1 protein-coding gene is annotated in these 821 nt (G+C 70.6%); it reads right to left on the bottom strand.

Annotated features, from left to right (window positions below; translation table 11 throughout):
* The coding region (gene serC / locus AC1D12_RS34470) for a 3-phosphoserine/phosphohydroxythreonine transaminase (RefSeq protein ID WP_477845545.1) at nt 1–725 on the bottom strand (725 nt) is incomplete at its 3' end.
* Nucleotides 726–821 lie beyond the last annotated feature (96 nt).

Below are 821 nucleotides of genomic sequence, written 5' to 3' on the forward strand. Positions count from 1 at the left end.
GGCGTGTTGTACATCGAGCCGTTGTCGGCCACGGTCTTGTAGTCGAAGGCGCTCGGGCAGATCGGCAGCGCATGGCCGAGCAGGTCGTCGCGCACGAACACCAGCGTCAGCCCGGCCGGGCCGATGTTCTTCTGCGCGCCGGCGAAGGCCAGGCCCACGCGCGACCAGTCGATGGCGCGCGACAGGATGTGCGACGAGCAGTCGATCACGAGCGGTGCCTTCGAGCCGAGCGCGGCGAGGTCGGGCAGCGTGTGCAGCTCGACACCGTGGATGGTCTCGTTGGTGCACACATGCACGTAGCTCGCGTCCGGGCTCAGCGACCAGGTCTCGGGTGCCGGGATGCGGGTGTGCCGGTCGTCGGCATTGCTCGCGGCGACGCGCGCCTGCGCATAGCGCTGCGCCTCCTTGTACGACTTCTGCGACCACGCGCCGGTGACCACGACGTCGACCACGCCGCCGCGCGACAGGTTCATCGGCACGATCGCGTTCTCGGCCAGGCCGCCGCCCTGCATGAACAGGATGCGGAAGTTCGCCGGCACGGCCAGCAGCCCGCGCAGGTCGGCCTCGGCCTGCTCGTGGATGCTCGCGAACTCGCGCCCGCGGTGGCTCATCTCCATCACGCTCATGCCCGAGCCGTGCCAGTCGAGCATTTCGGCCGCAGCCTGGCGCAGCACCTCTTCGGGCAGCGCGGCCGGGCCGGCGGAGAAGTTGTACGGGCGTTGCATCGCGCTCATCCGGTCGGTCAGCGAAGAAGGGTCACGGGAGGGGCGCCTGGGGTCACTTCCCCGCCTTGGAGGCCGCGGGCGCGGCAGGCCTGGCGG

The sequence above is a fragment of the Rhizobacter sp. P1_G5 genome, from assembly GCF_056405435.1.